The organism is Planctobacterium sp. AWH2_060 (genome assembly GCF_056158425.1).
The window spans coordinates 2557394-2570457 of sequence record NZ_JBSWTG010000001.1 but is presented as its reverse complement, the minus strand read 5'-3'; the positions used below and the strand labels follow the sequence as shown (position 1 = coordinate 2570457).

Annotated in this window: 12 protein-coding genes; 4 read left to right on the top strand and 8 right to left on the bottom strand. The window is 44.9% G+C overall.

The genetic code is table 11. From position 1 onward, the window contains the following. Entirely contained in the window at positions 1 to 2652 is a 2652-nt protein-coding gene (locus ACXAD8_RS10965) for an ATP-binding protein (RefSeq protein WP_475228363.1), read from the top strand. Between the two features lie 89 nt (positions 2653 to 2741). On the opposite strand, the gene ACXAD8_RS10960 is transcribed toward ACXAD8_RS10965, so the two are convergent. Both ACXAD8_RS10960 and ACXAD8_RS10955 read right to left on the bottom strand, forming a co-directional pair. Further along, positions 2742 to 3746 (bottom strand): hypothetical protein, encoded by a 1005-nt coding sequence (locus tag ACXAD8_RS10960; protein WP_475228360.1) that lies wholly within the window; start codon positions 3744 to 3746, stop codon positions 2742 to 2744. Positions 3747 to 3946: 200 nt separating this feature from the next. Beyond that, complete coding sequence (locus tag ACXAD8_RS10955; protein WP_475228358.1) at positions 3947 to 4453, bottom strand: hypothetical protein; 507 nt, start codon at positions 4451 to 4453, stop codon at positions 3947 to 3949. A 235-nt stretch (positions 4454 to 4688) separates the two neighbouring features. Between ACXAD8_RS10955 and ACXAD8_RS10950 the strand changes: the two genes are divergently transcribed. Then, positions 4689 to 5099: a hypothetical protein gene (locus ACXAD8_RS10950; RefSeq protein WP_475228355.1), complete on the top strand. Its 411-nt coding sequence runs from the start codon at positions 4689 to 4691 to the stop codon at positions 5097 to 5099. A 90-nt stretch (positions 5100 to 5189) separates the two neighbouring features. Here ACXAD8_RS10950 and fusA read toward each other — a convergent pair whose 3' ends face one another. The 3 genes from fusA to ACXAD8_RS10935 all read right to left on the bottom strand — a co-directional run bounded on the left by fusA (position 5190) and on the right by ACXAD8_RS10935 (position 9463). Beyond that, a complete protein-coding gene (fusA, locus tag ACXAD8_RS10945; protein ID WP_475228353.1) occupies positions 5190 to 7277 on the bottom strand; it encodes an elongation factor G in 2088 nt (695 codons plus the stop codon). 510 nt (positions 7278 to 7787) lie between these two features. Beyond that, on the bottom strand, positions 7788 to 8576 hold the full coding sequence (locus ACXAD8_RS10940; RefSeq protein ID WP_475228350.1) for an MBL fold metallo-hydrolase: 789 nt from the start codon (positions 8574 to 8576) through the stop codon (positions 7788 to 7790). Between the two features lie 20 nt (positions 8577 to 8596). Then, entirely contained in the window at positions 8597 to 9463 is an 867-nt protein-coding gene (locus ACXAD8_RS10935; RefSeq protein WP_475228348.1) for a DMT family transporter, read from the bottom strand. Positions 9464 to 9702: 239 nt separating this feature from the next. On the opposite strand from ACXAD8_RS10935, the gene ACXAD8_RS10930 reads away from it, so the two are divergent. After that, the gene (locus tag ACXAD8_RS10930; protein ID WP_475228345.1) at positions 9703 to 10362 is read left to right on the top strand and encodes a hypothetical protein; all 660 of its coding nucleotides are present in this window, start codon (positions 9703 to 9705) and stop codon (positions 10360 to 10362) included. A gap of 118 nt (positions 10363 to 10480) precedes the next feature. Beyond that, positions 10481 to 11230 carry a substrate-binding periplasmic protein gene (locus tag ACXAD8_RS10925; RefSeq protein ID WP_475228342.1) on the top strand — a complete coding sequence of 250 codons (750 nt, stop codon included), beginning with the start codon at positions 10481 to 10483 and terminating at the stop codon, positions 11228 to 11230. 8 nt (positions 11231 to 11238) lie between these two features. Here ACXAD8_RS10925 and minE read toward each other — a convergent pair whose 3' ends face one another. From minE to minC, 3 genes are read right to left on the bottom strand one after another with little or no spacing between them, the layout of a single operon-like run. Continuing rightward, a complete protein-coding gene (gene minE / locus ACXAD8_RS10920) occupies positions 11239 to 11490 on the bottom strand; it encodes a cell division topological specificity factor MinE (protein WP_475228339.1) in 252 nt (83 codons plus the stop codon). A 6-nt stretch (positions 11491 to 11496) separates the two neighbouring features. Continuing rightward, positions 11497 to 12306 carry a septum site-determining protein MinD gene (gene minD, locus ACXAD8_RS10915; protein WP_475228337.1) on the bottom strand — a complete coding sequence of 270 codons (810 nt, stop codon included), beginning with the start codon at positions 12304 to 12306 and terminating at the stop codon, positions 11497 to 11499. A gap of 13 nt (positions 12307 to 12319) precedes the next feature. Next, positions 12320 to 13033 carry a septum site-determining protein MinC gene (gene minC / locus ACXAD8_RS10910; protein WP_475228334.1) on the bottom strand — a complete coding sequence of 238 codons (714 nt, stop codon included), beginning with the start codon at positions 13031 to 13033 and terminating at the stop codon, positions 12320 to 12322. Between the last annotated feature and the right edge of the window lie 31 nt (positions 13034 to 13064).

Here is a 13064-nt window from a genome sequence, read left to right as displayed (position 1 = left end):
ATGTTGAGGTCAATTCGTTCACAGCTCATTTTTGTTATAGCTGCGTTGATAGTTTTATTTTTACTGCAGTCCTTTCTGAATCAAAAAAGCCAATCTCAACTCAGTGCTGCGCTGGATAACTCTGCGCTCTCATTTGCTGATCTAAAGCAGGTTAAAGAGATAGAGTATGATTTGCTAAACCTGCAGCGCACGGTGTTGCTATTTATCAATACCGGTAGCCCCTCTGCGGTCACTCGCTTTACTCAGATAATGCAAAAAATTAACGCTGATCTTGAGGGGTTTCAGGCATTGCATGCTTCGGATTTACCCAGCCCTATGACTGACAATTTGCTGCAGAGAATGCAAACTCATTTACAGGACTATCAAGCCAACTTTGAGCAGGTGGTTTCAGCACGCACTAAACGAGAGGAGCTGTTGAAGCAAGGCACCATAAAAAGACTAGATGAAGTGAAAGGTCGACTCAGGCAACTGGAACAAGATGTTCATCTGAACCCTCTGATTCAGCAGTTGTTACTTCACCTCAGTGAAGCTGAAATTGCCTCAATCCGCTATACTGTGCAACCCAGTAGTGTCCACATTAACCAGTTTAATGACAGTCTGGCATTTATCGAATCCAGGTTAGGTGAATTGCCCTTTAGCGTCCGAGCCGCGCAATTTAAGGAAATCGAAACGGCCCGCAGTGATTTTTTGGCGTTAACCCAGCTTATCCAGGGCAACCTGTTCCTGGTGAACGTTGTCATGGCCGGCGCGGCAAATGAGTTTCTCTACCTTAGTACCAGTTTAGTGGAAGATGTTACTGAAACGTTGGAGTTCAATAAGCAACAATCTCAGCAGTTGGTGAAAAACGCTCAGCTGCAAGGTTATCTGTTTTCTATTATTGCCGTTCTTTTAGCCTTTGCTGCGGCAATTTATTCACTCCTGAGGATTTTAACCCCCATTCGTTCCATTACTGAAGTGTTTGATAAGTTGGCGAAGGGCCAAAAGGTTGGCGCTATTCCTGGAATGTTGCGCAACGATGAAATAGGTGCATTGGCCCGTGCTGCGCAAGTTTTTAGTGATAAAAACAAAGAAACCCAGCAATTATTAACCGAAACTCAGCGCACCAATGACCGTATTACGCAGTTAAATCAAGAGCTGACCTTAGCCAAGTCAAATGCCGAAAAGGCCACCGCTTCCAAGAGTATGTTCCTGGCTAATATGAGTCACGAAATTCGCACTCCTATGAACGGTATTATTGGCCTGATTGACCTGGCGATGAAAAAGACCAATCAGCAGGAAGTGTTGTCTTATTTGGACAAAGCCTCTTATTCCAGTGAGATTCTGATGACCGTCATCAATGACATTTTAGATTTCTCTAAAATCGAAGCCGGTAAATTGGAAATCGAAAAAAGTAGCTTTGAATTGCATGCTTTTATCGACAATTTGGTTTCTGTTGTGTCGTTGAGAACCAAAGAAAAGAATCTGCAAATAATACTAGAAGTTGATCCTTCCCTGCCAAATAGGGTGATTGGTGACCCTTTGCGATTATCTCAGGTACTGATGAATATCTGTAATAACGCCGTAAAGTTTACCGAAAAAGGCCATATAGCAATGCGCTTTACTGGTGAGATGAGTGCCCAAGATAACCAGCTGAATTTGACCATTGCCATTACAGATACAGGTATTGGTATGGACAAAGAGCAATTGGATAAAATTTTCCGACCATTTGAACAAGCCGATGGTGCCACCGACCGAAAATATGGTGGTACCGGGCTTGGGCTATCTATCGTGACCCAGCTATTGAACTTGATGGAGGGGGCTGTAGATGCCGAATCCGAACCCGACAAGGGGAGCTGCTTTACGGTACGTTTGCCGCTAAAAGCCTTCAGGAATCAGCCCAACATTTTGGATGATTTGCCCTGCCTACCAGAAACGGCTGTATATATTACGGAAAACCACTTTATCAGTGATTTATACTGCCAAAAAGTGGGACTGGATAACCGCTTCATAGCTAAGCCCCAATTAAGTGCATTGTTAAACAAAAGTGAGCTTTCTCACATTCTGATAGATATAGAATCTCCTGCGGAATTGCGCCAGTTTTCTAAGGACTTACCAATACTAATAGACAGGAATATTCGTGTCGGTATTATCATCAATGCTTTAATTTCCGATACCTTGAATATGGCTGACGCCAGATACCAGGCATTAGCAACACCTTTTAGCCCACTGCAGTTTAAGAATTTTATCGCTAAATTTGTGGCTGAAAATTGGGGTACTGTGAGCCGTGAAAAGGAGCAAGAGAGCCAGGAAATAAGTGGTCATGTTTTGCTGGTGGAAGACAATGACATCAATCAGGTGGTGGCTGGTGAGTTGTTGAAGAGTCTGGGCCTGACGTTTGATGTTGCTGAAAATGGACTGGTCGCCGTCCGTAAAATCGAGAACTATCCTCATTACGACTTAGTTTTAATGGATATTCAAATGCCAGAAATGGACGGCTATACAGCAACCAAAACCATACGTAGCAAAGGGCACCGAGATTTACCGATAATTGGCTTATCCGCCAACGCAATGAAAGAAGATAAGCAAATGGGCAAAGAAGCTGGAATGAATGATTATCTCACCAAGCCTATAAAGCGCGATGTATTGATTTCGATGTTCAATAAATATCTTTAGAAAGTGCGACCTTTGCTGAAAAATTATACCGAAAAAATCAACACGAATTGGTTAAAGGCGCGGCCTAAGCCGCGCAAAAGAGAGTGATACTATTGCAGGGAAGGTAAAAATACTTGTGCTTTACCCGGTAGCAGGGTCACGATGGCCTGGCGAGTTTGCTGCCAATAGGCTGACAGTAGCAGCAGGCTGCCACCAATAAAAATACCTGTCAGTGCCATGCTGTAGCTAACCAGTCCATAGTTTTCCAGCAGGCCACTCATTGCGTATACCACGTATACCAGAGCAGAAACCATGATTGCCCTTCTGTCCACAACAATAGAGACTAGTGCCAATATGGTATACAGGGCTAATACGATTAGCGCTGTTGAGTATCCTGTGACGCCAGAGAATATACCCAGGCTGCTGAAAATCGGATGCACAATCAGAGGGGCCGATAACAGGTGCAGCCAGAATGCGATATCTGAATTGCGGGTTTGACGTTTTGGATCTCGTGCATCCCAATACATCGCCAGTGCAAAAGTTATCAGTCCTGCCACAGCGAGATAAGGTTGATAGAAATAGCGCATTTCAGGGTACTGCAGAAATAAAACGCCGAAACAACCCGCAAATAGCGCGATCATACCTGCTGCAATGGTGACCGGAACCCGGAATCGTTGCCAGTGAACCCATGCACCCGCTACCGTTAATAAGCCCGCTGCAACAAGTTGGGCTTCATGAACTTGCTGATTGAACTCAAGTATTGAGATTGGTATGGCAAATAGCCCGGCCAGGAAGGTGAATAACAAGCCAATCGCTGGTAATGCCATTCGCTTTCTTCTGACAAATACTTCTGCTAATCCCCAAGAGCCTGCTGCAAGTACCAGAGCACCTATAACAGGTTTAGACTCGAAGCCCAGCCATGTCAGGGATGCTAATAACAAGCCACTGGCAATGATGACGAATATATCGTTAAAACCACTCAGCAATCGGAAGTTTTCTTCATCTACCTGGTGGATATTGCGTGATTGCGCTAGGTGTTGCCTGAATTCATTTACGGCACTGGCACTAAAAATACCTTTACCGACAGCTTCATTGAGATCTTCATCTGAATACATAGTCAATTCCTCGTTTTATTTTGCTCTAAAGGCGCTGGCGTTAAAGATACCGAGCAAATCCGGGGCCATAAATAAAATTCAATAAATACAATGGGTTATGAAAGTTAGTAAAGATGATTGTGAAAATGACCAGGGGATTTAGGACATTTCGTGAGTATTTGGTCAATATACTCACTGCCTATAAATCGGGAATAATTGATTTAACTATTTATCATCAATACGATTTGCTTTAGTTCCATAATCAGCCGGGTAATGTGATCTGCAAATAACGTCAGGCGCTTTTGGCAGTCCTGATTAGTATTTTCTTTAAACTCGCTAAAAATAATTCGCAAGGCGATAAGGGTTTGCTGAATCTCTTTTTGAAGCGCATCAGGTTTATTGAAAGCGCTGCATTTGAAGGCGGTATCGAGTGCCAAAATCTCTACTTCGACGCTCTGAATGTGGCGCAGGTGTTTGCGTTCCAGAGGAATTCCAGCATAGCTGTGTCGACAGGCGATAGCCTGTTGCTCACTTTGTTGCCTGATCAGGTGATAGGGAAAATACAGAATATTATCTTGTTGTTGGGATTGCCTGAATAATTCTTCCCATATGGCTCTCAGACAAAGTTTCAGATTTTGACTGTACGCCAAAGAAAACTCCACGTAATCGTTGTCATATTCATTCTGATTACGAAGCCGTAGATCGTATTTTTTGTTGCTTTTATTCATTGTTCCACCTGAGGGTAAAACCATTGGGTAACATTTTATGGCGCGCGTAATCTAAACACAATGTCATGTCAGCAACTTTGAGGTATGGCTCGCAATGAGCAAGTATCGGGTTACATACATAAAAGGTATGAAAATATATACCGATATTGGTGGCAACATCCGTGTTTCTGTCGAATAAAGATTATGATTACTTTGGAGATGTTATAAATTTGACAGTTACGCTGTCTGGAGCCAGATGATGAATTCCGAAAATATGCCTGTGACAGAGTGGATGAGAGATATTACCAAAGGGTTAAAACTTCGCAACCTGGACACCAATAAACGGGTTTCCTTGTCTTTTTACTTTGAACACAATACTGAATCTGGTGCCCGGAAACTGGCTAAATCACTGAGCTGTCAAGGCTTTGATACTGATATTGATGCTTTTCAGCAGCATATGAACAAATGGCGTTGTTGGGCCAATATAGGTATTGTTCCCAAAACCACAAATTTGGCCTGGCTATTACATTTATTGCAAGACAAGAGTGTTGAGTTCGGTGGACATATCGAGGGGTGGGAGAGCAATCCCTATGATTCAGGGCAGGAGTTAGGACAGTTGATGGCTAAGCTGGAAAATGACTGGCAGGATGTGGTGCAGCAAAGTTAAGCTCAGGTCTGCTGACTTTAAAATACACTTGGGTAGATACAAAAAAGCCCCGACCAATTGTCGGGGCTTTTCTATTTAAGTCAGAAGAGCTTATTTAGCCGCTTTACGCGCTTTAGCTTCTTCGATAACTTTTTCAGCTACTGCGTTAGGACAAGGCATGTAGTGTGAGAACTCCATAGAGAACTGACCACGGCCTGAAGTCATAGTACGCAGGTGACCGATATAACCAAACATTTCAGACAGAGGTACGTCAGCTTTAACACGTACACCTGTTGCGCCTGCTTCCTGGTCTTTGATCATACCACGGCGACGGTTAAGGTCACCGATTACGTCACCAACGTGATCGTCTGGCGTGAATACGTCAACCTTCATGATAGGTTCCATCAACTGAGGACCTGCCTTAGGCATAGACTGACGATATGCGCCTTTTGCAGCGATTTCGAAGGCTACAGCCGAGGAGTCTACTGCGTGGAAACCACCGTCGAACAGCTCAATTTCAACGTCTAGTACCGGGTATCCAGCAAGAACACCCTGATCCATCATGCCCTTGAAGCCCTTCTCGATGGCTGGGAAGAATTCCTTAGGAACGTTACCACCAACAACCACAGATTCGAACTTGAAGCCAGAGTTAGGCTCACCAGGACGGATGCGGTAGTCGATTTTACCGAACTGACCAGAACCACCAGACTGCTTCTTGTGAGTGTAAGAGTCTTCGATAGGTTGAGTAATGCTTTCACGGTAAGCAACCTGAGGTTGACCAACTTCCAGCTCAACACCGTAAGTACGCTTCAGGATGTCTACTTTGATATCTAAGTGCAGCTCACCCATACCTTTCAGGATGGTTTCGCCAGACTCTTCGTCAGTTTCAACCTGGAACGAAGGATCTTCAGCTACCAGTTTACCGATAGCGATACCCATCTTCTCGTTGCCGCCTTTATCTTTAGGCTTAACAGCAATAGAGATTACTGGCTCAGGGAAGATCATCGGCTCAAGCGTACAAGGGTTGTTAGGATCACATAAAGTGTGACCAGTTTGTACGTTCTTCATACCTACAACAGCGATGATGTCACCAGCTTGTGCAGAAGTTAATTCTGTACGCTCGTCTGCGTGCATCTCTACCATACGGCCGATACGCTCAGTTTTACCTGTTGCAGAGTTAAGGATGGTGTCACCCTTGTTCAGCTTACCAGAGTAAATACGGATAAAGGTTAATGCACCGAAACGGTCGTCCATGATTTTGAACGCCAGAGCACGGAACGGCTCGTCAACAGATACAGTTGCTACTTCGCCAGTAGGCTCACCAGTTTCTTCGTCAGTCAGATCCTGAGGTTCAACTTCTGTTGGAGAAGGCAAGTAATCAACAACGGCGTCTAGTACCAACTGAATACCTTTGTTCTTAAAAGCAGAACCACAGTAAGTTGGGAAGAAAGCCAGGTCACGTGTACCTTTACGGATACAACGCTTAAGGTCTTCAATAGAAGGCTCTTCGCCGTCCATGTAAGCCATCATCAGGTCATCGTCTTGCTCAACGGCTGTTTCTACCAATTGCTCGCGGTATTCAGCGGCTTTGTCAACCATGTCTGCAGGGATATCAACCACTTCGTAGTTTTCTGGCAGACCAGAATCATCCCAGATGTAAGCTTTCTGAGAAAGTACATCTACAACACCTGTGAATTCGTCTTCGATACCGATAGGCAGAGTCATTACCAGCGGGTTAGCCGCCAATACATTCTTAACCTGATCAACAACGCGGTAGAAGTCTGCACCCATACGGTCCAGTTTGTTAACGAAAATGATACGAGATACTTCAGATTCGTTAGCGTAGCGCCAGTTAGTTTCTGATTGTGGCTCAACACCACCTGAACCACAGAATACACCTACACCACCGTCAAGTACTTTCAGTGAACGGTATACTTCAACTGTAAAGTCAACGTGTCCTGGAGTATCGATAATGTTTAAGCGGTGATCTTTCCAGAAACAGGTTGTTGCAGCTGACTGGATGGTAATACCACGTTCTGCTTCCTGTTCCATGAAATCGGTAGTTGATTCACCGTCATGTACCTCACCGGTTTTATGGATTTTACCGGTAAGTTTAAGAATACGTTCTGTAGAAGTTGTTTTCCCCGCGTCTACGTGAGCGAAGATACCAATATTTCTGTACTTAGCTAAGTCTGTCATGGCTTCACTTTTTGGAGTTAAAAAAAAATTGCGCGGCAGTATACATCATTTTTGCAAAATAGATCAGGGTTATTGTGACAATTCTGATTATTTTACGTTCAAATGATGAAAAACCAGGCGTTTTGAACGGTTTGTATGGATTTTGTGCATTATTGTTTTTTGTAACAGGCTAAGGTACTGCACTGTTATTGCTGAATTATGTCAAATATCGGGGGGATCATTCAATACTTTGCGCTTCTCCTGGTGTAGAAAAATAACGGTAATCACTGTCTTTCAGGTATTTGGGAACTTGTTTGGGCACATGAACTCCTATACCCAATTCACCTCAAGATGCTAGCTTTCAGTGTGAGATAAAAAACGTTTAGACAAGTAAAAATGACGTAGGCATGGTTGCTCTCACGTCAAGTCATTTTAATGCAGTATAAACGTTTTTTAGCCACGCCCTTCGGGAGCTTCACAGCACTTCCATTACTGTGTTGCATGTGTTTGAAAGGTAGCCGACATTCCTTCTCACATGCGCCTTGTACTGAAAGCGCTGTGATAGCTCTGAAACAGTATCTTGAGGTGATTTGGGTATATGTGCTTTTTCACATTCAAAATTTCATGCAGGATATCTCGGCCTTCCGCGGACATAAAAAACCAATAGGGTGGAAAATTGACGGAAGTCTTTTGCTCTTGCCAGAACGCCTCATAGGGGAGGTAATGAATATCATCTGGATCGGCATCCCCCATATGCATCGCTGACAAAGTGCTGCCTAATTGCACTCTGAATACGAGATTCTGAACATCCTTCCTGCCCGGCCAACCGGCATGAGGAATACGTAAGGCACTGATCTGCATTCCCTTAACGGTTTGTTGCTCAGGCGGTGCTTCGAAGTCCAGGTTAAATGCGTGCAGCTGTTGTTTGGGCACCAGATATTCTTTCAACATATCGATCGCTTGCTGAGGCGCCACTAATACTGTGCCAGGAAATTTAGAGAGATACTCAGCGACATCGTAAGCCGAAAAGTGATCTACATGGGCATGGCTTATTACGACTGCGTTAATGTTGTCGTAGGGCGGTTCACCGGCCATGATGGCGGTGTGCATCGCTTCCGGTACCAGTTGATAAATACCAAAATCGTTATGGAAAAACGGATCAAACAGCACTTTTTTGTGTTCAGATTCAACCAGAACCGCGCTGTTGCCAAGATAATGGGTTTCACCATGGGAATATACCGATGCACCGTTCAATAACAGCGAAAACAAAAGCGCTATTGGCAGCAAACTACCTGGTTTCAGCTTTTTAGGTATCAGCATCAGAGGTCCCGCAAGTCGCGTTAATTAATTTCATCGTCATGACGATGCTTATTGCCCTGGATATTACCAAAAATAGCGCCACCTGTGACACATAGCAAACTCACCACAATAAACACCGAAAGTTGCTCATGCAATACCGGCACTGCCAATAACGCGGCTAATACCGGCACAAACGCCATAGTAACGGCCATGTTATTTGCGCCAATGGTTTTGGCTGCCTTAACGTAAAGCAGTAGTTGTACCACGGCAGCTAAAACTCCCTGGTATCCGGCCTGCAACCAGATTTCAGAATCGGGGGCAGTGGCCAGATTTGACGGCAGAAAAAATATGAAAACCGGTAAATACACAATGGAAGTAAACAGCGATACGGCCACAACGGTAGCGTAGGGGTCCGGGTGCCACTTTTTTAATAACGCATTAAAAATGCCCCAGCTAAAAGCGGCTGCCAAAAACAATAAATCTCCTCTGAGGGTCTCTGCACTAACCGTCAGAGTATTCAAAGCCAGCAAAATGATGCCAGCAGATATGATACCCAGCGCCAGTAATTGTTTACCTTTTACTTTTGTACCCAGCAATACCCAGATACACAAACTAATAGCTACTGGCATAAAACCCGGCAAAAACACTGCGGCGTGATTGGCGGGTGCCAGGGCGAAGGCGCTGAAAGCACAAAGGGCGTAACAAAGCCCGCCAAAAACCGCGAGCAGGAGATATCGATAATTGAGAAAGTTAACCCGGCTGGAAAAGAACCACCAAACAGGCAAGGACACCAGTGTGGCAACGCCATAGCGCAAGGCAATTAAATCGTAATTCAGCAACGCATTAGTAGCGCCATAGCGGGACACCACAATAAAACCGCTCCAGATGGAGACGACCACAGCTGCCATAATATAACCGGTCAATAAAGAGTAATTTTTTTGCATGGAAATTAGGTGTTTTTGTTGTATGCACTGCGCTGTTTGGCCTGAAACAACCCGGAGCAGCATTTTTGTGTAGCGAGAGTCTAACCAGCTTACTTGCCGGGAACAATGATTTCTGGATTATTTTTGGCCTGAACATTGCCTGTAAATTAATCATCTGACTCAAGTTATGTCATTCGTCAGGAAACTGACATTGTGGAAAGTTTATGCTGAAGATAGTTAAGGTTTCGGGCCTTTGTATTGTGTTAACCAGTATTTCTGGGTGTGCTTCATTAGAGTTGCTGGCTGCTGGCGGAATTAGTTATCTGGTTACGGGGAAGGGCTTAAGTGATCATGCGCTGTCCATGGTGATGGACAAAGATTGTGCTTTTCATCGTTTTCTTACAGATGACTCGCTTTGTGAGGAAGCAAATCAACCCACAATTTTGGCTGACAATTCACCCCCTGAAAATCAGATAGTTGATGAGCTCGCAGCGAACAACAATCTTATTGAAACTGTGCAACCCCAGCAAGAACTTGTCAGTATTGAGGATGGTCCGGTACTTTCGTCTGTTGCAGAAAAGGCCGGGGTGTTTGCCGTTGCGGGCAGTTTTAATGATCTCAAATATGCTTATGAACGCAGTATGCTGTTCCGCAGTTATTCTACCCATATTATTGAAAATCCGGAGCACAGCCCTACGCGGTTTCGCGTGGTCATAGGGCCTTTGGAGGACAAGTCCTTAGTGCACAAAATCACCATGCCGGGTGATTTAGCTAAGGATACCTTGTGGGTGACTGAATTGTGCACGGAAGACTTATCGCCACCGCCATGTGGTGTTGATGGATTATTGGCAAATGCAGCACAAGCCGAAGGCGCCGGAATTTAAATCATAAAACTAACCCGAAATAGTCAGTAGGCTCTATACTGTGAATAAGTCATATTCGGGGCCTTTAATGTATTGCAGATTATTTTTTCTGTTGCCAATATTGTTCGCAAGCTTGTGCGTGCATGCAACAGTTGAAGTTAAAATACATGTTGATGATGGTTATCCTCCCTATAGTTATCGGGAGAAGGGAGATGTACGAGGCTTGTACATCGATATACTAGATGCCGCATTTACCCGAATGGAAGGTTATAGCCTGATCTTCGAACCCGTACCCTGGAATCGTGGCAAACATCTGATGCAAGAAGGTGAGGGGTTTGGGCTGATGCCAACTTATTTTCACGCTCACGATTGGCCATATCTTTATCCTTATTCTTTCCCCCTTTATGAAGAGACGGTTTTGGTGATTTGCAACAGTAATGTCAGCAGTGCAGAGCCGTTAAAATGGCCTCAAGACTTCGTCGGAAAAACCATAGGCAACATGCGCGGCTACGATGGTTGGGGTGGGGTTGAGTTCAGAGCCATGATTGAACAGAAAGCCATTAGTTATCACGAAGTGGACAGCGCAGATTTATTGCTGATGATGGTGGCATCGGGGCGCAATGATTGCATTTTGATGGAGCAACTGGCCTACCAATATCACATGACACGCTTAAAAAGGAACGGCAAATACAAATCAGAAACTCATCACAGACTGTTTCAGGCGGCTGTAGCTGGTCGGGATTATGGTTATATCGGGTATTCAGAACCGGGCTTAGCAATCGGGCAATATCCATGGCAAAAAGAGTTCAGAAAAGCACTGGACGGTACCTTATACCAAATGAAAAAAAGCGGTGAATTAGAAGCGATCACCGCCAGGTATCTTCAATAGCTTAGCAGTTACTCAGGTAAGGTAACGTTGAGCTCCAACACAGATAAGTCATCTTCAGTTTGTTCTAACTGCACCGAGATAGCATCCGGGCTGATTTCAACGTATTTGCTGATAACGTCAAGAATGTCGCGCTCCATTTGCGGAAGCCAGCTGGGGCCCGCGCGTTTTTTGCGCTCGTGGGCAACAATGATCTGTAACCGCTCTTTGGCAACAGAGGCGGCTGGCTTTTTCTTGGGGCGAAAATAGTTTAACAATGACATAGTTGATTACCCCCCAAATAAGCGCTTCAGTAAGCCCTTTTTCTCTTCGGTTAAAAAGCGAAAATCCAGTTTTTCACCTAAAAGACGAGCGATAGCATCCTGATAGGCCAGTCCGGCATCACTTTCCTGATCCATTACCACAGGCTCACCTATGTTAGAGGCTTTCAGTACCGCCTGGGATTCAGGAATAACTCCTAGCAGGGAAATGGCCAGAATTTCGTTGACGTCATCAACACTTAACATCTCACCAGCGGTCACGCGGGTAGGGTTATAACGGGTTAACAACAAGTGTTCTTTAACCGGCTCCATATTTTGCTCAGCACGGCGTGATTTTGACGCCAGAATGCCCAAAATACGGTCGGAATCTCGAACCGATGAGACTTCCGGGTTAGTCACCACAATTGCCTCGTCGGCGAAATACAAGGCCATAAGTGCACCTTGCTCGATACCTGCAGGTGAATCACAAATGATGAAGTCGAAATTTTGCTTCAGCTCTTCCAGCACTTTTTCCACACCATCCCGGGTCAGGGCATCTTTATCGCGGGTTTGCGAAGCAGGAAGTATGTACAGGCCTTCCACGCGTTTGTCTTTGATCAGCGCCTGGTTCAGGTTGGCATCACCATTAATGACATTGACAAAGTCGTAAACCACACGGCGCTCAACACCCATGATCAAATCCAGATTTCGCAGACCTATATCAAAGTCCACGATAACGGTGCGATGGCCTTTTAAAGCCAGTCCGGTACCTATGGCTGCACTGCTGGTGGTCTTACCAACACCGCCTTTACCGGAAGTAACTACGATAACTCGTGACATAATCGTTCCTAAATTAAGAATCTAATGATGAGAGTGTCAACTGCTCACCATTTAATGAAATACAAACGGGCTTTTCCCAGTGGTCCTGTAATTTGTCTGAGGTCCAGTAATGGCCGTTGATGCTGATCAGTTCTGCCTGGAGTTTACGGCAAAATATCCGGGCATCATTATTGCCTGACGCCCCTGCAATGGCGCGTCCTCGTAACGCACCATAAATATGGATGTTGCCATCGGCAATCACTTCTGCGCCATTACTGACGGAGCCAATAACAATCAAATCACCACCTCGGGCGTAGATTTGCTGACCTGAGCGCAGTGTCTGCTGAATAATCTTACTGGGCACGGACTCTTTTACCGTTACCACTTTCTCAACGACTTCGGGAGCTGGAGCGTCATTGCCAGAAGGAGCCTTGTTGACTGGTTTTTTAGGCGCGTTCATCAGCGCAAACCCGGCATCATTCGCGGCTTGTTTGTGTGTGTCTGGGCAACCCGTAATACCTACGGGTAATAATCTGAGTTCTGCCAGCAGGGATTTTAATGAGGCAAAATCCGGCATAGCTTCACTGGCTTCCAGATTAATTACCACTGGCGCAAGATTAAAAAACTGTGGTGCCTGCGCTATTTTTTGCGACAGTTCGGCTTTGACTTTTTCCAGATCAGGATGGGTGATTTTCACCACCGACAGGGTAAAGCCTGTACCTTTTAATTCTACTGCGTGTTCCGACATGCTTATTATTTTACAATCCGTAAATGAAGGT

Bases quoted from the DNA above. Each gene is read 5' to 3' on its own strand.
- ACXAD8_RS10965 (WP_475228363.1), top strand. From the start codon at position 1: ATGTTGAGGTCAATTCGTTCACAGCTCATTTTTGTTATAGCTGCGTTG.
- ACXAD8_RS10960 (WP_475228360.1), bottom strand. From the start codon at position 3,746: ATGTATTCAGATGAAGATCTCAATGAAGCTGTCGGTAAAGGTATTTTT.
- ACXAD8_RS10955 (WP_475228358.1), bottom strand. From the start codon at position 4,453: ATGAATAAAAGCAACAAAAAATACGATCTACGGCTTCGTAATCAGAAT.
- ACXAD8_RS10950 (WP_475228355.1), top strand. From the start codon at position 4,689: ATGATGAATTCCGAAAATATGCCTGTGACAGAGTGGATGAGAGATATT.
- fusA (WP_475228353.1), bottom strand. From the start codon at position 7,277: ATGACAGACTTAGCTAAGTACAGAAATATTGGTATCTTCGCTCACGTA.
- ACXAD8_RS10940 (WP_475228350.1), bottom strand. From the start codon at position 8,576: ATGCTGATACCTAAAAAGCTGAAACCAGGTAGTTTGCTGCCAATAGCG.
- ACXAD8_RS10935 (WP_475228348.1), bottom strand. From the start codon at position 9,463: ATGGCAGCTGTGGTCGTCTCCATCTGGAGCGGTTTTATTGTGGTGTCC.
- ACXAD8_RS10930 (WP_475228345.1), top strand. From the start codon at position 9,703: ATGCTGAAGATAGTTAAGGTTTCGGGCCTTTGTATTGTGTTAACCAGT.
- minE (WP_475228339.1), bottom strand. From the start codon at position 11,490: ATGTCATTGTTAAACTATTTTCGCCCCAAGAAAAAGCCAGCCGCCTCT.
- minD (WP_475228337.1), bottom strand. From the start codon at position 12,306: ATGTCACGAGTTATCGTAGTTACTTCCGGTAAAGGCGGTGTTGGTAAG.
- minC (WP_475228334.1), bottom strand. From the start codon at position 13,033: ATGTCGGAACACGCAGTAGAATTAAAAGGTACAGGCTTTACCCTGTCG.